Below are 24,459 nucleotides of genomic sequence, written 5' to 3' on the forward strand. Positions count from 1 at the left end.
TCCGTAAGTTTGGGGCTTAGTGTAAATTTATTTGCCTCAAGCTGTTTTTTTAGCTATACATTTTTGCCTTACGAATCAATAGTGGCATCAGTGCATATGGCTATCGACCAGTCGTTTTGGGAATCAGGAGCGGTGATCAATTTGGATCAACGATCTGTATTAATTGCCTATGGTTTGCAAGACTTTAAGGCAACTAAAGAGGAGCTGGATTCTTCTAAACCAGCTTTTTACTATCCAGACTTTTTCTTAAAGGCTGAGATGCCTTGGATTCAATTTTCCTCGTGGAGCATTTTGAGTCTTGAGGAACTGGCGCAAGAGCTAGCCTCCGCTTCAGCCGATCAATCAGAGTGGACAATTGGTCATCAAGAGCTATTTAAGCATGCTTTTGAGGGATTGCAAGAAGCTTTTGAAAGCCAAAGGCTTATCAAAGTCGTTCCTTATACCTTTGCCTACTCATCTTCTAAAATGAGTTCTGAAAGGCTTAAGTTTTGCTTAAAAAAAGCGTTGCACCGCATAGAAAACTATCCTGTCTGGCTCTATGGCTATTGGAATAAGAGTAAAGGTGTTATCGGCATTACTCCAGAGACTCTCTTTTCGCATCATGAGCAAAGGCCAACGCTTGTGCAGACAATGGCCTTAGCCGGAACAAAAAAGCAAGGGTGTGAAGCAGATTTTGAAGGCAACAAGAAGGAAAACGCAGAGCATGAACTAGTAGTGGCAGACATTTGCCAGGTATTGAGTTCTTTTGGGAGGGTAGAAGTAGAAAAAAAGCGTCTTTTGCCGCTGCCGGCTCTGACCCATCTCTTGACACCTATTCAAGTCGATTTAAAAGAGCCTTTTGATTTTGAAAAGCTTGTTTGCGCTTTGCATCCGACTCCGGCTCTTGGGGCTTTCCCAAGAAAAGAGGGGTGGGAGTGGCTGTGCCTCTACCAGGCCAGGCTAGATCGTAGTTATTTTGGAGCACCGGTTGGCTTCTCTTTTCCAGAGCGAGGCGTGACTGTTTGCTATGTGTCGATTAGACATGTGCAGTGGTGCGAAGAAGGGATGCGCATTGGTGCTGGCTGCGGTGTCGTAAAGGAAAGTGAATGCAATCAGGAATGGGAAGAGATTTGTTTGAAGCTGCAAGCTGTGAGGAGTGTATTTGCCCTATGAATAATCGTTTGGCCCAACACGTCGTCCAGCAAGTCATCGATAAAGGCGTCAGAGAATTTTGCATTTCTCCAGGTGCGCGCAACGCTCCGCTTGTTTACGTACTTTCGCAAATTCCATTTATTAAACTCTACCACTGGCCTGAAGAGCGCTCGTCAGCATTTTTTGCGCTTGGTCGAATTAAAGCGACTGGGCGGCCAGTTGCCGTCTTGACAACCTCTGGTACGGCAGCTGCAGAGCTATTACCTGCTGCGATAGAGGCCTATTATACGAGCCTTCCCCTTCTGCTTATGACGGCGGATCGGCCAAGGCGTTATCGAGGGTCGGGTGCTCCCCAGTCAATCGAACAAATTGGATTGTTCAGCTACTACTGTCATTATATGCAAGATTTGGCAGAAAACGACTTGTGCTGCCTTGATAAATGGATTGGAAGAGGGCCTGCACATCTGAATATTTGTTTCGAAGAGCCAAAGGAAGCCGATTGCCAATCTCTTGAGATCAGCATTTCCTTGCCGCAAGAAGACTTTGAAATTCAATTGGTTACGAGTAAGAAGGAAACGGAGTTGGATCAATTTCTTGAGATGAGCCGTTTTCCTTTGGTTGTTGTGGGAGCCTTAAATGCAGTCGATGGAGAATCTGTTGTCTCCTTTTTACTCAAGCTTAAGGCCCCCGTTTACTTGGAGGCTCAGTCGGGATTGCGAGAAGACTCTCGTTTAGAGTCCATTCGCATTGAATCGATCGAGCGCCTGTGGGAGTTGTCGGCTAAGCAGGGCTATCCAATCGATGGCGTGTTGCGCCTTGGCGGAATTCCAACGGCTCGCTTATGGAGAGACTTGGAAGAGGGGGAGGGGAAAAGAGCAGTTTGCTCGATTAGCGAACATCCTTTTTCAGGCTTGAGTTGGGCTGGAGTTATCCATGCCTCTATTCCCAATTTTCTGGAAAGCTTTCAATTGAAGCAAGAGCGCAGCTATCCATGCCAAGCGTGGATTCAAGCCGATCGCCTTTATCAAATAGCTCTTTTAAATCTATTTGAGGAAGAGCCTCTTGCAGAACCGAGTCTTTTCCATACTCTTTCCAAACGCATTCCTCTACGTTCAAAAGTCTATATCGGCAACAGCTTGCCCATTCGTGAATGGGATCAGGCGGCTGTGCGGGAAAATAGACAGTTTCAAATGACTGCAAGCCGCGGAGCCAATGGAATCGATGGTCAGCTGGCAACATTTTTGGGATTTTGTACACAGGAACAAGAGAATTGGGCCATTTTAGGTGATCTAACAGCCCTTTACGACATGGTAGCGCCTTGGGTACTGAGTCAAATGCCGGCTTTGAATGCCACAGCCGTGATAGTCAATAATGGAGGTGGACAAATTTTTGCCCGAATGTTTGCTCACCAGCATTTCCGCAATGCACATGATCTATGCTTTAAACCGTTGGCGGATTTTTGGAACTGGCATTACGAGAAATGGGAATCTATTCCCGATACGATTACTGCCTGCACTGGAGGGCGATTTATTGAACTCATGCCCGATCAGGCAGCGACTGACAGGTTTTTAAACAGAATGAAGCAATTATGAACTTTCCTTGTGCATTATGGGCCATTCATGGTTTTTTGGGGCAGACGTCTGATTGGAATACTCTTCGGATGGAACAATTACAGGCCGTGGAGATAGACTCTTTTTCCTCTTCAAACATGGTCACATGGGCACATCAATTTAACGCGTATATCGAATCCCAGGCGTCGCTTCCTTCCGTTTTAATGGGGTATTCTTTGGGAGGGAGATTAGCGCTGCATGCCTTATGTCAAAAACCATCACTTTGGCAGGCAGCCATTATCGTTTCGGCCCACCCGGGGCTTACGCAACTCGATTTAAAAGAAGAGCGGTTGAAGAATGATACCATTTGGGCTAAGCGCTTTGAAGAGGAGCCATGGGAGCAGCTGATGGCAAGTTGGAATCATCAGGCCGTTTTTGCTCAAGACGGCTGTCCTCCTGACCGCCAAGAGAAGTATTATGAGCGGTTGCAATTAGCCAAACAGTTGCTATCGTTTTCCTTGGGCCATCAAGAAGACTTAAGGGAGAATATTGCGGCTCTTTCGATGCCTGTGCTTTGGATGGTAGGAGAGAAAGATCAAAAATTTTGCGAAGCGGCTAAAACCGTCAAGCTCGCTCATCCCTTGTCGAAATATTTGACGATAGAGCAAGCTGGACATCGCTTGATGTGGGCACGGCCCCTGCAATTTAAGCAGTCTGTTGAACAGTTCTTAAATAGCCTCAATCCTGAAAGAGGCCAGATAAAAAAAAGCCAATAAGCATTTAGCTTATTGGCTTAACAAGCTTATTGATTTTTGATTAAGGTAGCGCACATCATTTGCACGTGACCAAAGTAAGGGTTGTTTTTGGTTACGAGCCCGATTGCTGCTTTCTTGGTATTACGATCCATTTTCATTGTCTCCAAATTGCTGATAACTTTTTGGCAATAGGCCGGGGTAATAATTCCGCGGTTTAGCTTATCAGCCAAGCGCTTGCTAATGTCGAGAAGATCTTTCTTGCAGATACGGTTCTTATCATTGAGATTAAATTTGTAAGAGATCTCTTCATCGCCCAAACAGATGCTCACCTTTCCAGCCGTATATGATTGACGTTTTTGAATATAACGTCCCCAAAAACCGGTCGAATGTTCGTTATACTTAAAAGTGACCGGGCTGCGATCGCTTGCTTTTTCAGGCACGGGTTCTTTATCGGCGCCGAACAAGAAATTTCCGATTTTGTTACGATCGTGGACAAGCTGCACCGCTACTGGAACGCCAACAGCGCCACCTGCAATACCTCCTATGGCATTACCGGTGATAAACCCTAATGGAGCTCCTACACATACGCTGAATGTGCCCCAATTGGCTTGATTGATTTGCTCTGCTTCGTTGAGGTCATTATAGATGTCTGTAAGAAGCGCGTCTTGAACTTTTTTGCGCTGCTTAACATCATTTAACTCGTCTCTGATGACCTGGATTTCTTCCTGGCAGTCATTTTCAATTTCAGCTTTAGCTTGGATCATTTTCAAATTATCGGCTGCCAATTGCATAGCCTTTCCAGCCTCAATTGAAGCTGCATTGTTTTTATCAATAGCTGCTTGAAGAATTAACAAGGCCTTATCAAAAGAAGCTCCTGACGTTTCCAAGTGGGTTTTAGCCTCAAGGCATTGCTTATGAACTTTTTCTGCATCACTTGTGAATTGCTTTACACGCTCTTCAAACTTGCCTTCATTCGATTGAGCCGATTGCAGTAAACTGCCAAATTGGTTTAAGGCCCTAGTAAAGAGCTCGTCAGCCTCACCAATTTCTTCGCGGCTGCCTTGTAAAGCTTGTTGTGCCTGAGCAAATAACTCATTAGCTTCTTCATATAGTTTGCACGCGGTCGCTTTTTGACCTTCCAGCTCGATGCTGCCGTTGGCTGAAAGTTGCTTAATGTCTGTGAGTTGCTGCGTCAATTTTGCAACGTTCTGGCTGACGAGGTCTAAGTTGGCGTCCACCTTACTAAATGATTCTTTATTGGCTTCTTCCAATGTTTGAATCATCTGAACGCCAGCTTTCGCATCACCAATCAAACGCGAGACTTCAGACTTGTCATAATTTGAGCCCAATGTTTTATACAGCTCGAAAGCACCTGCTATCGTCAGGGAGCTTCCCATGAGAATATTACCTTCCCATATTTGACCCAATCCAGTTACAAGGGCTGCAGTCGAACAGAGGGTGCGCGTACCTTTTTGGGCACCAAATTCTGCAATCTTCTTCAAAGCAACCGCTGTTGTTACTACATTTTCGACAGTTGTGCACAGCTTGCTTCCGAGCGATGCTTTTGTCATCTCTCTTCTATCGGTAGTAACATGCATGTCCCCCGAACTAATAGATACACTATTAGATATACTATTCATTTAAGTCCTTTTTTTTATATTACGTTTCTTAATTTGTTTTTAATAGGTTGAATGCAAAACATTAATACAAATATTTTAATAAATTCACATTCTTTTGTCAATTTGTTAACTAGTTTTTGTGTGTTAATTTATTGTTTATTATTTGTTAAGTAAGCTTTAACAATATTAATTAAAATTTAATTTTTATGTTTAGTTAGAGGGAAAATGGCAGGGAGGAGGCATGAGAATGGTTGATGGTTAGTTTGATAGGAAAAGGAAGCTACTTAAATTTTTTAAAAAATAATTTGACGGATATGGTGGTGTTAACTATGGTCTGCTTTGACTAGCCAATCTCTTTATGCTTTCGCGCCGCGTAAAAATGAACACTGCTGAACCTTTCATAGACGGTGCCATTTTGATCGCTTCAATTGGAATTTGATAAGTCAATAGTTACGAGAAACTTCTAATTACTATTTCTGTAAATCAAGAAATGCTGATCCGAGACGAATCTTTTTGAGTCGGTAGTCATTTTAAGTTTTTCAAGGATTCACATCGCATTCATTGCGATAGGTAATATTTTCATGTCTATTGTGAATTGAATAACATTTAAAAAGAGGTGTCACTATGCCAGCAAGAACTGGATCTCATACCAGGCAAGCAGCGGCACACAAAGCTGCTCAAGTGCGTCATGTTAAAGAAGGAAGTAACCGCTCCTCTTCTAGGGGGCATCGTTCGATGTCTCGCTCAGAAGCGGGCCGTAAAGGGGCGGAAGTTCGCTGGGGCCGTCGTGAGGAAGAGGAAAGAGGGCTTCCAGCCTCTCGCAATCATTCGCCAGCTGCAAATATGTCACGTGCAGAAGCTGGGCGACGAGGGGCTGAGGCGCGTTGGGGCAAGCGCGAAGGGACAGTTGCGATGCATAAAGCCAAAACGCGTGCAGCGCCTGGGCCTATGTCCCGTTCAGAGGCTGGGAAGCGCGGTGCGGAGGTGCGCTGGGGATATCGCTTGGATGAAAATGGAGAGCGTCGGGGAGTGCGTTCTCAGCAAAAAACAGGTCATATGTCTCGATCGGAAGCTGGAAGGCGGGGAGCTGAGGCACGCTGGGGACCCCGCCTAGAAGAGCGTCAAGAGCATACTCCTGCAAGAAGCCAAGTGAGGGGAGCACTTTCTCGCTCTGAGGCGGGCTGCAGAGGTGCAGAGGTGCGCTGGGGAAGAGAAGAAAATGAGCGCGGAGGGAAGAGGCGATTGGGCCGCCATTCGCAAGAAAGTGGATTAACACGGGAAGCTGTGTCTCGTCGCTTAGCTCAATCGCCTTGGAGGCAAAATTTTGAGGATGAAGATGAACTTTTTTTGGAGCAAAATGCAAGGTTAACCCGTCCTTATGCTCCAGGACGCGTGCAGGCAGAGAAGAAACAGCCGAAATCGCCTTGGCGTTGGGTACAGGTATTCGATATTGATGAAGAGGATGAGGAGGAAGACAGCTTCCTAAGCCGTCAAAGAAAACTCAATCGTCTAAGCAATCAACGGTCCAGGTCGCCTTGGGAAAAGGATTACGATCTTGAGATCGATTACATTGAGGATGAAGAGCAGTACTAATTCTCTCTTTGCGGTCAAGGAAAGAGCTGTGCCTTTCCTTGACCATCCCGGCCCAAAAGATAGGTCTCTAAAAAAACGATGGAGCCTGCTCCTTTTCTCTAACCCTCTTTATTAAAGCATGGTTTTAGTTCTCTCAAGCTATGTGCCTTGTAAGTTCTTTACCTTTAATCAATGCTTGACTATATATACTCAAAATATCTGAGAAAATTTGCTTTAGATGACATCTAAACCATACATTGGTGTTTAGATGTAGAGCCAATTTTTTATCGTTGTTTAGCTGGGCAGCTGGGATGTCCATAAGGCAGTGATCAAATATTTTGGTGCCATAAATGAGTTAAAGAGGATTAAAGGCTTATGCTAGCGACTTCAAATTGGGAAGAGATTAAAACTTATCAAGACATTCGTTTTGAAAGAACAGAAGATGGTATTGCTAAAATTACAATCAACCGTCCCGAAGTGCGCAATGCATTTCGTCCCGAAACAGTGCAAGAGATGCAAGATGCTTTTGAAAGATGCCGTAATGATTCATCGATTGGAGTGATTATTTTGACAGGAGAGGGGGCTCATGCTTTTTGCTCAGGCGGCGACCAGCGGGTTAGGGGTGAAGAGGGATATCTTGGGCAAGACGGGATTCCACGTCTTAATGTACTCGATTTACAAAAGCAAATCCGCTCGCTTCCCAAACCTGTGATAGCCATGGTGGCTGGTTATGCCATTGGGGGCGGTCATGTACTGCATGTCGTTTGCGATTTAACGATTGCTGCCGATAATGCCCGTTTTGGTCAAGTTGGCCCGCGTGTGGGTTCGTTTGACGGTGGGTTGGGCAGTAGTTATTTAGCTCGCATTGTCGGCCAAAAAAAGGCACGTGAAATTTGGTATTTATGTCGCCAATATGATGCTCAAGAGGCGTTAGAGATGGGGCTTGTCAACTGCGTTGTTCCACTTGCCGATTTAGAAAAAGAAACGCTGAAATGGTGCCGTGAAATTCTGCAACACTCGCCGCTTGCCTTGCGTTGTTTAAAAGCATGCTTGAATGCCGATTGTGATGGGCAAGTCGGGCTATTGGACCTGGCCGGCAATGCTACTATGATGTACTACATGACGGAAGAGGCTCAAGAGGGAAAGCAGGCCTTTTTGGAAAAGCGCAAGCCTGACTTTAATCAATTTCCCCGTTTACCTTAAAAGGGCTGCAAGAGTATGAAAAAAAAGTTAGCTGACCCTTCGATGGCCATTAAGCAAGAGATTGGTCTGCTTAAACCGTGGTTTTTAGCAGCTCGTCCAAGAACACTGCCTATTTGCTTGGCTCCCATTTTCGTGGGGACCTTGCTGGCAAAGGGAGAAGTAGCCAACATTAATTGGATTTTAGCTATTCTGGCTTTTTTAAGCGTTCTATTTATTCAAGTTGGAACCAATCTGGTCAATGATGCCTTGGACTTTAAAAAAGGGGCCGACACGCAAGAGCGATTAGGCCCGAAGCGTATGACTCAGGCGGGTCTCTTATCTTTTCAGCAAGTCTTAAAAGGAGGCCTTTTTTGTTTTACTCTTGCACTCTTGCTTGGCATCCCTTTGATTGTAGCTGGAGGCTGGCCATTGGCTTTGATCCTTCTTTTTTCGGTTACCTGTGGCTATCTGTATACAGGCGGACCCAAGCCCTTGGCCTACCATGGCTTAGGAGAGCCTTTTATTTTTATTTTTTATGGGCTCGTTGCAAGTCCAGCCGTTTTCTATCTGCAAACAGGCTTTATTGATGCTGCTTGCTTGATTGCCGGGATACAGATGGGATTATTAGCGATGATTCCCAATGCGATAAATAATCTTAGAGACATCGCAAGTGATGCCAAAGTCAATAAGTTTACTTTAGCAGTCAGATTCGGCCCGACTTTTGCTCGCTGGGAAATTACTGTATTTAGTTTAGCACCTTTCGTTGTAGGATTTGCATGGCTCTTAAAAGGGCACCCGCTTTTGGCTCTTTTGCCGTTTGCAGCTTTTCCGCTAGCAGTTCGTTTAGTTAATACAATCTGGAACACCTCTCAAGGCTCTTCTTTTGTAGAAAGCTTTGGCCAAAGCATTCTTCTGCTCTTTCTTTTTGCCTTTGTTTTAGGGGTGGCTTGTTTGCTGTAATAATAATCGCTTCGGTATATTTGGTATAGATGAGGTTAAATGACAATCGATTGGACGAGTCTTGAATCGCATGTTCTTTGCAATCCGACCTATTCGGTGAACAGGCAAAAGGAGTACCAGAAATTATTAGAAGTGGCCTCTTCCTACCGGGGGCATGTTTGGTTATCAACTTCCGGTTCGACGAGTCAAAAATGGGTAGGACTGTCCAAAGAAGCCCTACTCGCTTCTGCATCGGGGGTCAATCAACATCTACTGGCTACAGCCAACGACCGTTGGGTGACTGCCTTGCCAGATTTTCACGTCGGTGGATTGAGTATCTGGGCTCGCGCGTATCTAAGCCGTGCGCCTGTCTTCGATTTCAAATCGGTTAATGGAGGAAAATGGCATGCCTCGTTATTTTCCGCTTTTTTAGAAGGAGTAAAAGGATCGCTCACTTCGCTTGTTCCTGCCCAATTGCATGACCTCATTCAACTTGGAATGGCTGCTCCTCCCTCTTTGCGAGCAGTCATTATTGGAGGAGGGAAGTTAATGCCAGAGCTGTATGCCAAAGCGGTTGAGCTTGGCTGGCCTGTTCTGCCAAGTTATGGATTGACCGAATGCGCGTCACAGGTTGCTACGGCCGCTTTAGGGTCGTGGAAAGCCGGATTAGAGTGCCCAACTTTAGAGCTCCTGCCCCATATGAGGGGTGAAGAGCAAGGAGGGCGTTTAGCGTTTAAAGGTCCTTCGCTTTTGAGTGCCTATGCCCATTTTGAGCCGGGCGGCATTCGCCTCAGTGACCCCAAGGTTAATGGATGGTTAGTTAGCGAAGACAGAGGGGAAATTCAAGGAACGGAGTTATCTGTTTTTGGGCGCTCAGATGCCTGCATTAAAATTGGGGGAGAAAGCGTCGACCTTGCTTGCTTAGAAGCCCATTTACAATCACTTGCGCTAAAAGCAGATTTTCGAGGGGAAGTGACTTTAGTTGCGCTGCCTGATTCCCGCTTAGGGAATGTCTTGCATTTGGCAGCGGCCAAAGCAGACATTTTTGCATTGCAGGAGATTATAGACAGATTTCAAAAGAGCGTGCTGCCATTTGAGAAAATACGTGCCGTTTGCCATCTGCCTTATTTTCCACGTTCAGCCTTATCAAAGATTTTGAAAAATGAGCTGCAAGCCATGGTTCGAGAAAGGCAGAATGTGATCCTGCCTTGAAGAAGTTAAACCTTTTGTTAGTTGAGGCTAATCTAGTTGGCTCTCTTCCGCTGTTGTCACATTGCTGTTGCTAATGAACGAGGCTTTTTTTAATTCATTTAATCCTTGCGAAATTGCCGGTGGTAAATCGGTCGCGAAGAGGTGAACGGAAAGACCATGTATTTCTTTTGGGGTTTCATTAAAATTGTTGTGCCGATTGAATTCACGGATACTCTGTTCTACGGCAGCAGCTATTTCGTCGCCAAATGCAGAGTCTAGATTACTCAGAGCGCTCGAGTGTATGGTTAAGGGATTTTCAACAAGGCGAATATGTACGTTTTTTAAAGAAGAGACATGGGGTGGAGATAAGCCTGCTTCAAATGCCTGATTGGCATGATGCAAATGCGCTCTTTCCACTTCAGCCGTAAAAACAGCCGGGAGATCAAAGTGTCTCCAAGCTCCATTTATCGCATAAGATTCGTCGCGGGTGGGTTCATTGATCGATACCTGCAGGCCTGAGGGTGCACCCGACTCCAATTGATATCCATCTATTTCATTAGCTAAAAAGCTGCGAATGTTTTCCAAGCCTCCTCCGTGTGAGATTTTAACGAGCTCACTTGGATTATCGAAGGGGGGATTTTGGCTTTTGCGATTCGAGGCAAGCGGGGTAAATCTGTAGTCTTGTTTTCGGTCTTCAAAAGCCTTAGCCATCATTCGGGCTATGCACATCTCATCAACGGCCGGATGAAAAAAGAGGCCCCTTAAGGTTCTAATAGACTCGGATTCCATTGCATTTCCACTGTTGAATAAAACTTGGGCCAATAGGCGCAGCCCATTTCTATCTTGACGTTCGACACAGTCTCTTAGAATTTGAGTAACTTGTTGAGAAGACATTTTTTTAGGACTGAAGTGGGAAATAATTCCTTTCTCTCCAGCTTTTAGCGCATCCATGAGTTTTTTTGTGATGATGTGTTTTCCACCGGAATTGACAGACTGGTCTTCATGAGGAGGCATGGGTAAAAAGCTTTCGATTTCTTCTTGACTATAGTTTTTTTTTACAAGCTTGTAATCTGATACAACCCTTGAGTTAACGCTGCTAGAGCTAACGGTCCCATTTTCACTGGCATATGTGCGGTGATCAATCGCCTTGTTATGCTCTTTGATGGTTTGAGAGAGACTGCCTCTGGAATGTGAAACGTGCCCTAAAAGATGCGAGGTTGGAAGCGGGTTTTGTTGCTCAGCATTGTGAAATTGCGAGGCTTTGACTGTGGCAATGGGCGCCTCTTTGCCTTGTTTGAGTTTTTGAACAAGAGAATGAATAGTAGCTGTACTCAGACCGCTTTCTATCATTTTATTTCTAAGAATTTTTTTATTCACAACGTAGCATTTTCCCGCTGCATCAGTAATTTTTATGCCAATATTAAAAAATCTAGTAATCAAGGCTGCTATGCCCTTATAACTGGTTACTTCTTTTAGTTGGACATTGTTTCCTTCTAGCTCAAAGGATAGATTTAATTTATTTGAAAATACGCCCTGACTGCGATCCCCTGTAAAATTAATATTCTCCATAATAATAAATCCGAATTAGTGTTTCTTTATATATAATTTTACAACATTGTTTTTTAATATAATAGATGAAATAATTTTAGATTGAATTAGTAAATAGAGTGTAAAGCTGAAACTGAGCGGATTTAGATGAAAGGGCAAAGACAGGGAGGGATGAATAGATGCATATCATTCTCTCCTCGTTTCTGCGTTAAACTTCAAATGCTTAATTGTTATTAGCTTATGAAGGATCGCTTTACCCTATTCGTGTAGGATTGTTTTTAATGTTGTTAAAAGCTCGGATGGAATGGGGATTTTTTGCTGTTTAAGGCGATCACAAAAAACGTGAACCATTTTGACTGTACAGCAATGGCGCTCGTTTTGAAAGAAATCATAATGAGTGCAAAATGAGCTTGTGCGCAGCTCTTCGATCCTTAGCCGAATTTGGCATGCTTGTCCGGCCAAGAGGGGGGCAAAGTAGCTTGCTTGCGTATTTTTAATGGGAACGATCCGTTCAGGATGGTGAAACCAGTGTTGCCATGGACAGTGCAGGGCTTCAACCACAAAGGCTTCAAACGTTTGATGAGCCAATGTAAAGGCATGTCCAAAAAAGGCAATCCCAGCAGCATCCACATAGTGAAAAGGGATGAAAACGTCTTGTTGGAAGGCTTGGCTCATGCTTTGAAAGTCGTTAATGGGTTTTCATGGGCTTATAGCCGGTAATAATTGTTGCGATCCCACCAGCTAAAGCATAGCGCCCTGTTTTTGAAAAGCCAGCTTCTCTCACAAGATCTTCGAGTCCGTCTGGCGAAACAAACGTATGAATGCTTTGGCGCAAATATTGATAGGCATCTTCATTTGCTGTCAGCCACTTTCCTAAAAGGGGAAGAAGGGTGCGCAAATAGACTTGATGGCCTAGATGAAGCAGCTTATTTTGAGGTCTTGTGAGTTCCAAAATGCCTAAGCAGCCGCCTGGTTTTAAGACCCTAAAGACTTCTTGAAGGCATTGAAGCGGATGATGGACATTGCGAATTCCGTAGGCCATTGTGGCGCAATCGATTGTCTGGTTGGAAAAGGGAAGGCGCTGAACATCAGCCTGTACGTAATCGATTGAGTGGGAGGCGTGATCGAATACCTCTGCTTTAGCCTTGGCGCAAGCAAGCATTTCTGACGAAAAATCTACTAAATAGGCCTGGCAGGGTGCAGACGTTTGGCGAAGATAAGCAAAAGCGATATCGCCTGTTCCAGCGCAAAGATCCAACAGCGAGTGAGAAGTTTGCTGCGATTGGACACGTTTGACGAGTTCATTATTCCATCTTTTGTGAAGATAAAAAGAAAGAACAGCGTTAGTGCGGTCATAACGTTTAGCTATGCTATTGAACATCGCTTGGATGGTCTGAGGTCGATTTTTATTGTACGTAGGCATGTTATTCGGCTCTAGTTATAATCTGCGCTGCTATCTTAAGGCTAAGAGAAGCTCAGAGCGTGTTTACAAAATCCGATCGATTTATAGCAGCAAAGCTGCTTGATCATATTTTGTAAACACCCTCTCAGATTGGAATCTATTCGTCAATGGAAACACAAACAAAAAAGCACTTAAGGCTTTTGCGGGTGATCGGCTTCCTCGCTCTCTTCTTCGCTTAAATCATCCTCTTTTTGTAGAGTGCCTTTCTCGTTCGGATTCGAACAAAGATCGCATGATTGCCTAGGTCCACAGCTGTCATCACGTTTTTGATGAGGATCGCGCCCGCAAGCGCCTCTTTCAATTTTGGTCTTTCCCGTAATTAACCATCCGATGGCTAAACAAGCGATGGCAATGACAATAACGACGAATGCAATCACCAAAGTTAGGAATAAATTAGACACATTTTTCTCCTTTTTAATTTGAAGCAAAGATAGCAAAGTATGGGAAAGTCTGCAATGTCGATTGCGACTGTCTATAAGAAATTTTTGTGTGTGGAAACTCTCTAAGAAGGGGGCCGGAATGGACCGCTTAGGGCAATTAAGGTTTTAATCGGCCGGTTTTAGCTTGCCAGGATAAATCAAAAAAAATATTTATAGATCTGCGAGATTTTCGGTGGCAATCAGAGACGCCACTGAATGCCGGCCTACAACAACTTTTTAGGAGAAACTTATGAAATGGCGGTATCTGCTATGGACTGCTTTAATCAACCTATTCACAATCATCCAGGTTAATAGTATTTTAGCTGATAATGTACAAGTATCTAACGCGCAACAAAATGTGGATTCACAAGCGCAAACAATGCTCAATCAGGCGCTTAACTTTGCAAGGGGGCATCGGGAATTTAAAGATGTGTTTTTTAAAGAGCACGAGCAAGAGTTTGTCCGGTTGGTGGAGGAGGGGCAAGATCCCCATACTCTTTTTATTGGCTGCAGCGATTCACGCATGGTCCCAGATTTAATTTTAGGAACGCGTCCTGGCGACTTATTCGTCGTTCGCACGGCGGGAAATTTTGTTCCTCCTTACGATGAAAAGGGGGACGATGGGGTCTCTGCGACTATTCAGTATGCTTTAGAGGTCTTAAATGTGAAGCACATTATCGTGTGCGGCCATTCGCATTGCGGGGCGATTAAAGGGCTCTTTCAAACAATAGACCCCACGACGCTTGGGATATTAAAGCGCTGGCTTCAATTTGGCGAAGAAGCGAAGCAAATGGCACTGAAGGTGGCCAAACCAGGCACCCCGGAAAAAGATTTATACAGCATTGCAGAACAGATTTCTGTGATCTATCAGCTCGAACATATTCTGACTTTCCCTGGCGTTAAAAAAAGAGTTGATGACGGTTCGCTCGTTTTACACGGATGGTATTATAAAATTGAAACGGGTGAAGTGACTTATTATGATCCGGAGGCGTATCAATTTAAGCCTTTGAGCAATTTGAAGCGCCAAAAACAAGCAGCCTCGCTGTCTCAGGCAAGAAAATAGTAAGGAAAGAGTGATAGCGACGTGTCTCTATCACTCTTTTTAGACGTTTTAATTGCTATTCATCGTCTTCATCGAAGTCGTCGAAATCGTCCTCATCCTCATCGAAATCATCTTCAATGAGAACCTTTTTAGGTGCAATTTTTGGCACACTACGCTTGCTTTGGCTCTTGGGAAGCGAGGATAAAGGAATATAATCGACCCAGATAGGCGAGCTCCAGGCAATGTGACCATCTTCTTGTGTGACTCGCAAGTAGTAATAGACAAAAGGCGGTTTTTTATCCTTAGCGTCGATGCAGACTTTTTCTAGAGGGGTCAAATCGTCGTAGGTGAACTCGAAATGGTATTGATCGGGTTCATACAATTTGAGTACCTTGCCATTGCGGATGATTTCAACCGTTTTCAGTTTGGTTGTCCCTGCCACGTAGCCGGATAGATGGCGATTGACTGCCAAGCCAGGCTTCTCGGCCGTGCTGATTTCTTTTCCCATGCTGACGCCAGCCAAATAAAGGCCGACAATCATCCGCTCGCCAGTTGTTGCATAGCAAGAACGCTGATAAAGCGCTTCTGCCAATGCTTCTCGTGAATGGGTTGGGGCAATGATGGCCGTTAGACCAGGAGAGTACTGTTCTTGCTCGCTTTCATATAGATCGGCATAAATGCCTCTGTCATCTAATCCTCCAGCTACAAATCCAAAGCGGCAGTTGCGCTGCAGAGCCTTTTGAATGGATCCTTCGGTAGTCTCTTGGACGCCAGACGAGCCGCTTGAAGCGATAGGGCGCGTATTGCCTTCTTTTTTGGTCATCTCCGATGATCCCCAGGCGTTGTAAATTTCTACCACACGCTCGTAATCGGGATCAAAGTTCTCAAAATTATACTCAAAGCCTTTTCCCATCGTAAAAGAAGGAATAGAAATCAATTCTTTCGGAGAATAGCTCTTGTGGATTTTCTTAAGCGTATTGCTCTTTAAATCTTTCTTACGCAGCAAAGGCTTGTTTTCTTTTGCATAGACAAACACTCTTGTGCCTTCGGATTTGCTTTCCCCTGACCATTGGAAGCCTAAAAATGTCGTAAATCGTTCATCTTCGTCGAAATCAGAGATGTTTTGGGTCATCATTTTCCAGGCGTCGTTAGAGGTCTCTTCCTGGCTTTCGAATGGAGAAACTGCATAGTAATTGAAGGCCTTGTCATCACGGAAGTGGCGCATGCAGCTTTCAATATTTTCTGTCGAGTCAAAGCGATCAGACTCACCATGCAATAGCCCCCAAAATAGATGGCGATTGTTTTCTGAAAAGCATCTGATTGGAGAAGAGCGGAAGATTTGCTTGGTGTGGCTATTCAAAAGTTGAATCGTGTAAACACCAGCTTCATTGAAATAAAGGTTGGGGAGGGCAATAAAACCCGTTTCTGGAACAAATAGTTTCCAGTTGAGATTTTCACGGAGATGCTCGTGCGATAATTCGATCAGAGTGTCTTCTGGAGCATTATTCGTCAAATTGCCAAATTCATCTTCAAAGCGCACGACAACGTCAAAGCGCTTATTCTTGGCTACAAAAGAGGGAGTTAGAATGCGAATGTTGGCAAGTTCTCCTCCACGGATGTCCATCGAAAACATTTCAGGGTCGTCGTAGTGCCCTTTCCCTGTTGGATCAACGTAGAGAAGAAAGGGTTTTCTGCGCTGAGCCGTTGTTTGGGTGCGGATTGTAGCATTTTTTTTGCCCTGCTCTCCTTCTTTCGCTCCCAGGATGATGCTCAGATGCTCGCCAGCTTCGAGCGCATTTGGAAGAGTGAATTCGTAGAGAGGAGTAAAGCTGTCTGGAACTTCAACTTCATTGGCTTGCAGCACTTTGCCATTTTCCATTATGGCGTAAATGACCCCTCCAGGCTTTTTTAAATTCACACTTGGAATCTGCCAGTCGATTTCTCTACCCTTTGATTGTAAGTCGAATTTGATTCGAGCTCCTTTGGGTAAGGTGACAGAGGGGGTGTAAATAAATTTCCACGTTCTAGCTTCACCAGCTGATGCAAAAGTGGGATCACAATAACAGATAGATCGACGCATGTGAGACAGACTCCCTTTAGATCTTGAATTGAGGATATATTGCCCTATAAGCGTTTGTTTTTCAAGAGAAGAGAAAATTATCCATGTTGATCGAGTTAGAAATGATAGAGAATGTTTAAATGGGCCATTTATTTATCAATCTTTATTTAATCTTAATTTTTCTAATTAATTAATAATACAAAAGTCTTTTTGTAATAAAAATTGTAAAAAAAATGCGTGATTGTGTAAAATCACTGTATTTTATGAAGTGAGTCGCTGAAGAAGGCTTGAATGTTGAGGGTAAAAAGAAGTTCGCTTTTCAGCTTTAGTTTAATAATAAAAAGAAATGGGATTTATGACTATACGATTTTATGATCACGATGAAGTGACTTATACGCAGCATTTTGCCGCTCGAAACCCGAATAAGGAAGTTAAAGAGAAAGAGCACAATGGCCGCATCTATCGGAAGTTGGGAACGACGCAAGAAGCGCGTTCCATTCTGTGGAGCATTGGGCAAGTCTTTAAAGGTATTTCTTGCGGTGTTATTGCTGTGATGACTTTACCCTTGTCGCTTTGTTGCAGACCCTCTAATTCGCATTCATGCTTTAAGGCTTTTCTTAAGTCTATAGAGCAGGCTTGGAGAAGAGAAGAGACTGTCAATGTGTATGTGTTAAGAGCTTTTGGGCGGCAACCTTTTTTTCAAGAATTAGCTGAGCGGGAGAGTGCTTCACGAGGGGATAATCCTAGGCCTCTAACGAATCCACTACTACCGCAAAGCCCAAGGCCTGTGCAAGAGACACTTCCTGATTCCCCCATACCGACTACTTTGCCTCTTTCATTCTCTGCTGATGAGCAAAATGTCGAAGCCGTTATGGAAATTGATAATCCTAGGCCTCTAATGAGTCCACTACTACCGCAAAGCCCAAGGTCTGTGCAAGAGACACTTCCTGATTCCCCCATACCGATTACTTCGCCTCTTTCCTTCTCTCCTGACGAGCAAAATATCGAAGCTGTTATGGAAGTGGTAGAAAAACGCTTTGAACATGGTAAAGATGAGTGGGAGAAAAAAGAGAATCGCAAAGAGGCGAATGATTTTTTGCGGGAGACTTTTGATTTGGTCGAAGAGTGGATTGAACATGCTCCGGCTAATTTTGAGAGGTCCCTTGCTTACGCTCGGCTTATAGATGATTGGGATATGCCTCAGAAGGCTTACGAGATCTATTCGGCGATTGTAGAGAGAAATCCTGATAATTTAGCGATCAGAAAGGAAGCCATTAACTTTTTGGGAAAACGAGCTTTTATTAAAGACTTGCTTTCCCATTTAGAAGCGTTTTTAGCACTTGAGCCAAATGATAGTGATATGCGGTTCCATTATGGCGAACTCTTGTACAAAGAATACGAAATTGAAAAGGCTGCAGAGCAGTGTAAACAACTGCTGGCATCAAATGCAGACGATGTAGCGGCCCTCTTCTTACATGCAAGATGCTTGGGGAGAATGGATGCCCCACTTCAAGCTTGCAGCGAGCTCGAAAAAGCGATCGCTCTTGCCCCTGAAAACAGCGCACTCAGGTTCGAATATGCAACAATTCTAGAGCAGCAAGATTCTCCAGAAGCGAAAGAACAGTATGAAAAGGCATTGGAGTTAGCACCTCTCAATGTAGACATTCGAGATAGTTATTTGCATTTATTGAGAGGGCTAAATCTTAGCGCTGAAATTATTCGAGTTTGTGAAGAAGGATTCCAGCTACCTATTGATTCCGGAAATTTTGAAGGAATTTATTGCACGGCCTTGAATGAGCAAGGAGAGGTTGAAAAACTTCGACGCTATTGCCAGCAGCGCTTAAATGAAGAGCCTGGAGCTTGTGCTATTCGCACCATTTACGCTCAAGTGTTATTAGAACAAGATGAAGAAGAAGAGGCTGCTCAGCAGTTTTCTATGATTTTGGAGCATGAGCCCAATGATATGGGCGCATTAAGTGCTTATTACGAACTATTGATGAGCTTGGGTGAGGGTGGGAAAATCAGTTTATATCATCAAAAGCGAGTGGAAGATGGAGTGAATAGTATTGATGGGCAGCTTGTTTATGCCTGTTCATTAATAAGCCTCGAAGAATTTGAGGCGGCTGAAGTTCAGCTTCGCGATCTTTTAGGGAAAATTTCACCCAATAGCTATCAGAGAAGATCTATTGAGAATCAATATTTTGAAGTATTAAAAGACTTAGGACGAAGCGAGATAATTGAGCAATCCATTCAAAGTATTATCCAGCAAAATCCTAATGATTTTAAAGGGCATGAACAGCTGGCCGATTTTTGGAATGAACAGCAGCGATTAGACAAAGCCATTGAGGTGGTTGAAGCTTTTCTTGCCCGTTTTCCCGATAGTCTTGGGGCTCGTAGAAAGCTCATGGAGCTATTGGAACAGGCTGGGGAGTTTGAAAAGTTAAGAGAGTGCTATGAAATGCATTTAAACCTCGCTCCTAGCGATGTCTATCTGCGAAGGAAATATGGTGATTTGTTAGCCCGTTTAAACAGGCATGAGGAAGCTGCTGAACAGTATAGGCAAGCCTTAGAATGCAATTTTTCTGATTACTATCTTATGACATATGTTGCGCTCTTAAAGCGAATAAACAAAGCCGGCGAGATCCCTCTTTTCTATGAAAAGGCTTTGGGACAAAATGTCAACAACCATGAAATGCGCTCTAGCTATGCTAAATATTTGGCTGGCGAGGGCAAATTTGCTGAAGCCGCCGAACAGTATGAAATGCTATTGGAGACAGGAACGGGGAGTGCAATTAGAGTAGAGTTTGCCAGAGTTTTAATTGAACTGAATAGGCAGGAAGAAGCTGTAGAGCAGTACAAGCAAGTGTTGAATTCTACACCTGCACGTTTTTATTCTTACGATGAATACTTTAAATTATTGAACGATTTGAATCGCATTGAAGAAGTAGAGATCGGTTATAGCATCCTAATTGAGTCTAAACAAGAGCATGTGCGCGAGAGTTATGCGTTGTGGTTAAAGGGTCAAAACAGGCTTGCGGAGGCTGCTGAACAATTCAGGGAGGTTTTAAAGTCCGATCCTTTATATTTTAACCATAAACCTTACTTGGAGGTGTTGGAGGCGTTGAATCAGTTTGATGAAATCGACCAATTCTTTCAGCAAAAAATCCAGAATAGTGAAGAGCCTCTTGATGCACGCATGAATTATGCCAACTATTTAAGAGAACACAATAGGTTTGATGAGGAAGAAGTGCAATTGAAGCTTTGCGTAGAGGCAGATCTGAAGAGTTATTATGCTAGAGGCCAATATATCGATCTTTTGCGCGAGCGAGGAAAGATCGATCAGATAGATCGATTCTATTTAGAAGCAATCGAAAAATCTAAAGAAAGTGATGAGAATTTTAAGTTTGAATTGCTATATGACTACATCAAATTCTTGAGTCAGGAAGGGAAGCCAGAAGAAGCTGCTCGCTGGTGCCTTCGGGTTGCTGAAAGCCATCCAATGACAGAATGGGTGTGGAACTTAATGTGTGACCTTTTTGCCGAGTTAGGACGATTGCCTGATCTTGATGGCTATTATCGAAAAGCCCTCAATAAGAATTCAGGCAATCTAGCTGCTCGTTTAGGATATATCCACTATTTGCGGCTAGAGAAAAGGAAAGGTGAGGCCGAATTGCAGTGTAAAGAGAGTCTAAGAATTGATCCTAGCGCTGTTTCTGTCCGCAAGTCATATGTTAATTTTCTCTCCCGAGAAGGCCGCTATGCTGATGCCATACAACAATGCGAAGAGGGATTGAAGCAAGATCCAAATAGTCGAGCTGGCGCTCTTGAAAATCTGCGCCCTGACTATGCTTCTGTGTTGGTTGAAGCAGGCTTTAAAGACAAAGCAGCCGAGCAGTATCGCATTTTGATAGATCAAGGATACTCTTACTACCAATGGAATCTCGACCGGTTGGAAAAGTAAGTTCTCCATTACTTCCACCTTCTTTTAAGAGGGTGGGAGTAAGCAGTCTTAAACGCGATTTTCTACATGGAATCGCTGTATCATTTTCATCTCTCTCAGCTATGGCAGCGAGAATCTCTTTTGTGAATTCTTCTTTGAGTGCATTTTTTAGCATCACACCTCCGCCCATCACCGTTCCTCCTGTCAGGGCAAAGGTAGCAAAGCTGTTTAATCCCGCTCCCACGGCATAAATAACTGGATTTTGTTGCCCAGCTACCATTAGCCCTTGCCCTGCAGCCCAAATGGCGCCTGTAGAGAGAAAAAGGACCGCTCAGTTGTTTTGGGTGAAGGGAGCTGCTCATTGATGAATTGGGTCACAGCTGTAAAGCAACGGTAGATCTTGGGAGTTTTGCAAGGCGTGCTGGGCGACGATTTGAATGGCTGAAGAAGATGGAGAATCTGCTTGAGTTTACAACCGATTGAGTTGATTGATGTCCAATTCCTCAAAATTTGATATACGGGCTACATCCATGGTTCCTCCTTTTTAAAGGAGGGTGAAACTTGGTTTTTCCGGCGAATCGACACCAGAAAAACCTGTGCTCATAGATTGTCAGACTGCGTATTCGACAACGCGCTTTTCGCGTATGACGGTGACTTTGATTTTGCCTGGATAGCTGAGCTCTTGTTCGATGCGCTTAGTTAAGTCGCGAGCTAGATTGATGACGCCTGCATCGTCGATCTGATCGGGGAGGACGACAATGCGTATTTCACGTCCCGCTTGCATAGCATAGGCTTTGTCGACCCCGGCAAATTCTAAGGCGATGTCTTCGAGCTTTCTCAATCGCTTGATGTACTCTTCAACAGCTTCGATGCGAGCTCCTTCTCGAGAGGCTGAAATGGCATCGGCTGCGCTGCAAAGATCGGCTTCAATGGTTAAAGGCGGCATTTCATGGTGGTGACAGCCAATGCCATTGGCAACCTCTTTGCTTTCGCCAAATTTGAGGGCGAGGTCATGTCCGATGACGGCATGCGAACCTTCAATCTCATGGGTAACGGCTTTACCCATATCGTGCAAGAGTCCAATTCTTTTTGCTAAACGGATATCTAAGCCAAGCTCGGCTGCCATGAGGCCCATTAAATGGGAAACTTCCAACGAATGGTCTAGTACATTTTGTCCATAGCTATAGCGGAATTTAAGCTTGCCAAGCAAGTTGATGATTTCTGGATGCAAATTCATCGCTCCTGCGCGAAGAGCCGCATCTTCCCCATACTGCTTGATTTGCTTGTGCACATTAATCGTCGCTTTTTCTACTACCTCTTCAATGCGCGTAGGATGAATGCGGCCATCCTGCACGAGTTCCGTTAAGGCAGTCTTGGCTACATGCTTTCTTACAGGATCAAAGCCTGAGAGGACAACGGCTCCAGGGGTGTCGTCAATGATGAAGTTGATGCCGGTTTCTCGCTCCAGGGCGCGAATATTGCGTCCCTCCCGCCCGATGATGCGCCCTTTCATTTCCTCGTTTGGAATGGCTACGGTGCATACAGTAGATTCAGATGCGCACGAAACTGCTAAACGATTAATGGCGGTGGCAATAATGGTAGAGGCTTGTTTTCCAGCTTCTTCTTCTGCTTCTTTTTTGATGCGGCGAATGAGATTGGCAGCATCCGTTTTAACCTCGTTAGTCAGTCTTGATAGCAGCATTTCCTTGGCCTCAGACGAACTGAGACCCGAGGCTTTTTCCAAGACGGCGACGAGTTTGGCATGCGTTTCAGTCGCCTGCCTTTTTTCTTCATCGACTTGTGCCTTGCGCCCGATTAAGACAGCCTCGCGCTTTTCAATGTCTGAAAGCTTTTTCTCGACGAGATTCATCCGGCTTTCGAGTTTATCTTCCCGCTGCTTGAGCCTCTCATCCTCGCGCTGAATTTTCTTCCGCTCTTGTTGCCAAACTTGCTCAAGATCCCGTTGCTGCTCAACTTGTTTTTGTTTGATGCCAAGTTCGTTGAGCCTTCTCATCTCTGTGGCTTCTTGCTCTGCTCGGTTAATAATGTCTACCGAAAGCCGCTTTACCCCGCCAAGGGCGAACCTGTGATAGGCCCAAAAGGCTAAAGCCCCTATAGCACTGCCAATCAGGAAGAGCAGGAGGTAAAGGGCTATTTGAGTTTCATTCATTGGATTTTATGTCCTTTATAATCAATCTCTAATGTTTAAAAATAAACGGCTATGCTTTTTATATAAAAACTTGACTCAAGACTTGACTCAAGCAAGATAAATGCTGCCAAGCCTGGAGGCGAGGCAGCGTATTGCATCATCAACGATTTAATATTTTTTTGTCTGCGAATTATTCTGCTAGGTCAGCACTCTTATCCTGTGATCTGGAAATTCTGGTTCGTAAAATAAGTGCTTGAAACGCATTAAAAATTTTAAATCTCTGGCGTGCAAGAAGTTTGATGAAACGCTATGCGTTTAAAGCCGAGTTGGCTCAGCATAATCAATTTTGATTTCAAAATCTACTTGAAAAGGGTGGCGAAAATCACTTGAAAAGGGAGGGTGGGTATAAGATTAAATCAGTGTTTTTCTTTGGATATCAGAAGGCAAGATTAGGGAAAAAGAAGAGTTTCTGCATGCCTATTTTCGGATTCAAAACAGGCATGCAAGTTGAGGCTGTTAACGGTTACGATGAAAAGTCATCATTGTCTTCCGATTCGACATTAATTGGTTTAATGCGCAATTTTTCGACGCGGCGGTCATTGGAGCGAACGACTTCCAGTTCGAAGGTCGGTTTAGTGAGCGTGAAGCCCTTGGCCGGGATCGTCCCTGTTTCATGGAAGATGTAGCCGCCTATGGTGTCATAGTCGCCATCCTGCGGAATTTCGATATTGAACTGCTCTTCAATATCAAAAATTGGCATGCGGGCATCCACTAGCCATCCTCCTTCTGGAAGGGCGAGGTAAAGGGCTTCTTCGCTCTCGTCGTACTCGTCGGCAATATCGCCTACAATTTCTTCTAAGATATCCTCAATGGTGACGATTCCTTCGGTTCCGCCATATTCATCGACGATGATGGCTAAATGAACTTGTTTTTTGCGGAACTCTTGCAAGAGGTGGGAGATCTTTTTTGTTTCAGGCATGTAAAGGACGTTTTTGACTAAAGTCGAAATGGGCGCCTTTAAGATTTTCTGATCGTTGGTACGAGCGTATTCCATGTATTTGGCCAAAATGTCTTTGTACATTAAGACGCCGATAATATTGTCGAGCGTGTGTTTGTAGACGGGGGTTCGGCTATAGCCTTCATTGTGCAGAAAAACAGCGGCTTCTTCCATCGTCGTATCGTGAGATAAACTAAAAATATCGACTCTTGGAACCATGACTTCGCGCGCAATGCGGTCCTTAAATGCCATGACGCTTTCGATCAGCTTTTTGTCGTGTGGATCGAGGGTTGCTGTGAAATTAGATTCTTCGATGATTTCGATGATCTCTTGTTTAGCCTCGGGAGCTTTTTCTGAAAGCGGATTGAAGTAGATCGTTTTTGAAAAACAGTGAGAGAATTTTAAAAATAAAAAGGTGAGCGGAAAAATGGCGATCATGAAAAAGGAGGAGACGAGCGCGCATAGTTGAATGGATATTTCGGGGTAGCGGCTGCCTACAATGCGAGCTAAGTAGTCTCCTACGATAAAAAACAAGAAAAAGAGGCTGACGAGGCAAAGCAATCCTGCGGGCCAATTGATGGAAAGAAAAGAGGTCTGTGTGACAGGATCGGTGGCCCAGCTGACGAGTTTTAATTGTACGAGAATGGACAGGGAAAAAATGGCATAGGCAAAGCGTACAATGTTTTGAGCGAGGGTGCTTGCAAAAAAAAGTTCCTCAATTTCCTGATTGCGGAAAAATAAGGCGTGAAGGTAGCGATAGAAAAAAAGCTTGCCTGTCAATGAGAGCTGCTTTTTTGAGTCTCTTTTGTGAAGGCGTCTGAGGGCTGTATTGACAGCCGTTAAGCAAAATAAACCAATCAGTAACAATAACAAAATGGTTATAGAAAGATTAAGAGACAAAATG

At 44.2% G+C, this 24,459-nt stretch carries 18 protein-coding genes; 9 read left to right on the top strand and 9 right to left on the bottom strand.

The features are described 5' to 3' along the window. Positions 1 to 81 precede the first annotated feature (81 nt). The 3 genes from PNK_RS04010 to PNK_RS04020 are packed head-to-tail and all read left to right on the top strand — an operon-like array spanning position 82 to position 3,457. Positions 82 to 1,152, top strand: a complete 1,071-nt coding sequence (locus PNK_RS04010) for a chorismate-binding protein (protein WP_158021689.1) — start codon at positions 82 to 84, stop codon at positions 1,150 to 1,152. Beyond that, on the top strand, positions 1,086 to 2,723 hold the full coding sequence (gene menD, locus PNK_RS04015; protein ID WP_079992800.1) for a 2-succinyl-5-enolpyruvyl-6-hydroxy-3-cyclohexene-1-carboxylic-acid synthase: 1,638 nt from the start codon (positions 1,086 to 1,088) through the stop codon (positions 2,721 to 2,723). Before PNK_RS04010 ends, menD begins: the two co-directional genes overlap by 67 nt. Beyond that, positions 2,720 to 3,457: an alpha/beta fold hydrolase gene (locus PNK_RS04020; RefSeq protein ID WP_059060448.1), complete on the top strand. Its 738-nt coding sequence runs from the start codon at positions 2,720 to 2,722 to the stop codon at positions 3,455 to 3,457. Before menD ends, PNK_RS04020 begins: the two co-directional genes overlap by 4 nt. A gap of 26 nt (positions 3,458 to 3,483) precedes the next feature. On the opposite strand, the gene PNK_RS04025 is transcribed toward PNK_RS04020, so the two are convergent. Then, on the bottom strand, positions 3,484 to 5,076 hold the full coding sequence (locus PNK_RS04025; protein ID WP_158021690.1) for a coiled-coil domain-containing protein: 1,593 nt from the start codon (positions 5,074 to 5,076) through the stop codon (positions 3,484 to 3,486). 603 nt (positions 5,077 to 5,679) lie between these two features. On the opposite strand from PNK_RS04025, the gene PNK_RS04030 reads away from it, so the two are divergent. From PNK_RS04030 to PNK_RS04045, 4 genes are all read left to right on the top strand, one after another. Further along, complete coding sequence (locus PNK_RS04030) at positions 5,680 to 6,648, top strand: hypothetical protein (RefSeq protein WP_059060452.1); 969 nt, start codon at positions 5,680 to 5,682, stop codon at positions 6,646 to 6,648. 354 nt (positions 6,649 to 7,002) lie between these two features. Next, a complete protein-coding gene (gene menB, locus PNK_RS04035; RefSeq protein WP_032125324.1) occupies positions 7,003 to 7,830 on the top strand; it encodes a 1,4-dihydroxy-2-naphthoyl-CoA synthase in 828 nt (275 codons plus the stop codon). A gap of 15 nt (positions 7,831 to 7,845) precedes the next feature. Further along, positions 7,846 to 8,769: a 1,4-dihydroxy-2-naphthoate octaprenyltransferase gene (menA, locus tag PNK_RS04040; protein ID WP_059060453.1), complete on the top strand. Its 924-nt coding sequence runs from the start codon at positions 7,846 to 7,848 to the stop codon at positions 8,767 to 8,769. 39 nt (positions 8,770 to 8,808) lie between these two features. Continuing rightward, positions 8,809 to 9,960: an AMP-binding protein gene (locus PNK_RS04045; RefSeq protein WP_059060455.1), complete on the top strand. Its 1,152-nt coding sequence runs from the start codon at positions 8,809 to 8,811 to the stop codon at positions 9,958 to 9,960. A gap of 27 nt (positions 9,961 to 9,987) precedes the next feature. On the opposite strand, the gene PNK_RS04050 is transcribed toward PNK_RS04045, so the two are convergent. The 4 genes from PNK_RS04050 to PNK_RS04065 form a co-directional block, all read right to left on the bottom strand. Further along, positions 9,988 to 11,508, bottom strand: coding sequence for a hypothetical protein (locus tag PNK_RS04050; RefSeq protein WP_059060457.1), 1,521 nt, complete (start codon positions 11,506 to 11,508; stop codon positions 9,988 to 9,990). Between the two features lie 237 nt (positions 11,509 to 11,745). Next, complete coding sequence (locus PNK_RS04055) at positions 11,746 to 12,162, bottom strand: acyl-CoA thioesterase (RefSeq protein ID WP_059060460.1); 417 nt, start codon at positions 12,160 to 12,162, stop codon at positions 11,746 to 11,748. Positions 12,163 to 12,175: 13 nt separating this feature from the next. Further along, on the bottom strand, positions 12,176 to 12,910 hold the full coding sequence (gene ubiE / locus PNK_RS04060) for a bifunctional demethylmenaquinone methyltransferase/2-methoxy-6-polyprenyl-1,4-benzoquinol methylase UbiE (protein ID WP_059060462.1): 735 nt from the start codon (positions 12,908 to 12,910) through the stop codon (positions 12,176 to 12,178). Between the two features lie 170 nt (positions 12,911 to 13,080). Beyond that, positions 13,081 to 13,350: a hypothetical protein gene (locus PNK_RS04065; protein WP_059060463.1), complete on the bottom strand. Its 270-nt coding sequence runs from the start codon at positions 13,348 to 13,350 to the stop codon at positions 13,081 to 13,083. Positions 13,351 to 13,618: 268 nt separating this feature from the next. On the opposite strand from PNK_RS04065, the gene PNK_RS04070 reads away from it, so the two are divergent. Then, positions 13,619 to 14,431, top strand: a complete 813-nt coding sequence (locus tag PNK_RS04070) for a carbonic anhydrase (RefSeq protein WP_197560228.1) — start codon at positions 13,619 to 13,621, stop codon at positions 14,429 to 14,431. A gap of 55 nt (positions 14,432 to 14,486) precedes the next feature. Here PNK_RS04070 and PNK_RS04075 read toward each other — a convergent pair whose 3' ends face one another. Beyond that, the gene (locus PNK_RS04075; RefSeq protein WP_059060466.1) at positions 14,487 to 16,490 is read right to left on the bottom strand and encodes a DUF3604 domain-containing protein; all 2,004 of its coding nucleotides are present in this window, start codon (positions 16,488 to 16,490) and stop codon (positions 14,487 to 14,489) included. A gap of 334 nt (positions 16,491 to 16,824) precedes the next feature. Here PNK_RS04075 and PNK_RS04080 point away from each other — a divergent pair, with 334 nt between their 5' ends. After that, entirely contained in the window at positions 16,825 to 20,430 is a 3,606-nt protein-coding gene (locus PNK_RS04080; protein WP_059060468.1) for a tetratricopeptide repeat protein, read from the top strand. Here PNK_RS04080 and PNK_RS13335 read toward each other — a convergent pair. From PNK_RS13335 to PNK_RS04090, 3 genes are all read right to left on the bottom strand, one after another. Then, on the bottom strand, positions 20,342 to 20,689 hold the full coding sequence (locus PNK_RS13335) for a hypothetical protein (RefSeq protein WP_158021691.1): 348 nt from the start codon (positions 20,687 to 20,689) through the stop codon (positions 20,342 to 20,344). The genes PNK_RS04080 and PNK_RS13335 overlap by 89 nt on opposite strands. A gap of 330 nt (positions 20,690 to 21,019) precedes the next feature. Beyond that, positions 21,020 to 22,579: a ribonuclease Y gene (gene rny, locus PNK_RS04085; protein WP_059060470.1), complete on the bottom strand. Its 1,560-nt coding sequence runs from the start codon at positions 22,577 to 22,579 to the stop codon at positions 21,020 to 21,022. A gap of 502 nt (positions 22,580 to 23,081) precedes the next feature. Then, entirely contained in the window at positions 23,082 to 24,455 is a 1,374-nt protein-coding gene (locus PNK_RS04090) for a hemolysin family protein (protein ID WP_059060471.1), read from the bottom strand. Positions 24,456 to 24,459 lie beyond the last annotated feature (4 nt).

Source organism: Candidatus Protochlamydia naegleriophila (assembly GCF_001499655.1).
GTDB lineage: Bacteria > Chlamydiota > Chlamydiia > Chlamydiales > Parachlamydiaceae > Protochlamydia > Protochlamydia naegleriophila.

Bases quoted from the DNA above. Each gene is read 5' to 3' on its own strand.
- menD (WP_079992800.1), top strand. From the start codon at position 1,086: ATGCAATCAGGAATGGGAAGAGATTTGTTTGAAGCTGCAAGCTGTGAG.
- PNK_RS04020 (WP_059060448.1), top strand. From the start codon at position 2,720: ATGAACTTTCCTTGTGCATTATGGGCCATTCATGGTTTTTTGGGGCAG.
- PNK_RS04025 (WP_158021690.1), bottom strand. From the start codon at position 5,076: ATGAATAGTATATCTAATAGTGTATCTATTAGTTCGGGGGACATGCAT.
- PNK_RS04030 (WP_059060452.1), top strand. From the start codon at position 5,680: ATGCCAGCAAGAACTGGATCTCATACCAGGCAAGCAGCGGCACACAAA.
- menB (WP_032125324.1), top strand. From the start codon at position 7,003: ATGCTAGCGACTTCAAATTGGGAAGAGATTAAAACTTATCAAGACATT.
- menA (WP_059060453.1), top strand. From the start codon at position 7,846: ATGAAAAAAAAGTTAGCTGACCCTTCGATGGCCATTAAGCAAGAGATT.
- PNK_RS04045 (WP_059060455.1), top strand. From the start codon at position 8,809: ATGACAATCGATTGGACGAGTCTTGAATCGCATGTTCTTTGCAATCCG.
- PNK_RS04050 (WP_059060457.1), bottom strand. From the start codon at position 11,508: ATGGAGAATATTAATTTTACAGGGGATCGCAGTCAGGGCGTATTTTCA.
- PNK_RS04055 (WP_059060460.1), bottom strand. From the start codon at position 12,162: ATGAGCCAAGCCTTCCAACAAGACGTTTTCATCCCTTTTCACTATGTG.
- ubiE (WP_059060462.1), bottom strand. From the start codon at position 12,910: ATGCCTACGTACAATAAAAATCGACCTCAGACCATCCAAGCGATGTTC.
- PNK_RS04070 (WP_197560228.1), top strand. From the start codon at position 13,619: ATGAAATGGCGGTATCTGCTATGGACTGCTTTAATCAACCTATTCACA.
- PNK_RS04075 (WP_059060466.1), bottom strand. From the start codon at position 16,490: ATGCGTCGATCTATCTGTTATTGTGATCCCACTTTTGCATCAGCTGGT.
- PNK_RS04080 (WP_059060468.1), top strand. From the start codon at position 16,825: ATGACTATACGATTTTATGATCACGATGAAGTGACTTATACGCAGCAT.
- PNK_RS13335 (WP_158021691.1), bottom strand. From the start codon at position 20,689: ATGGTAGCTGGGCAACAAAATCCAGTTATTTATGCCGTGGGAGCGGGA.
- rny (WP_059060470.1), bottom strand. From the start codon at position 22,579: ATGAATGAAACTCAAATAGCCCTTTACCTCCTGCTCTTCCTGATTGGC.